General features: G+C 67.2%; 1 protein-coding gene. It reads left to right on the plus strand.

The window, feature by feature from the left end:
- On the plus strand, positions 1-317 hold a 317-nt coding region (locus P3H15_RS54815), incomplete at both ends, for an LLM class flavin-dependent oxidoreductase (RefSeq protein WP_276144930.1).

The raw sequence follows: 317 nt of genomic DNA on the forward strand, positions 1-317 counted from the left end.
GGTGGTCATGCGCCGTTCTCGCTGGCGTGGATGACGGCGGTGGGGGAGCGGACGGAGCGGTTGCAGTTGGGGACGTCGGTGATGACGCCGACGTTCCGGTACAACCCGGCGGTGGTGGCGCAGGCGTTCGCGACGATGGGGTGTCTGTATCCGGGGCGGATCATGCTCGGTGTCGGTACCGGCGAGGCGCTCAATGAGATCGCGACCGGTTTTGCGGGTCAGTGGCCGGAGTTCAAGGAGCGGTTCGCCCGGTTGCGGGAGTCGGTCCGGTTGATGCGGGAACTCTGGCTCGGTGACCGGGTCGATTTCGAGGGCGA

The organism is Rhodococcus sp. T2V, from assembly GCF_029269925.1.
In the GTDB taxonomy this organism is placed as follows: Bacteria; Actinomycetota; Actinomycetes; order Mycobacteriales; family Mycobacteriaceae; genus Rhodococcus_F; species Rhodococcus_F koreensis.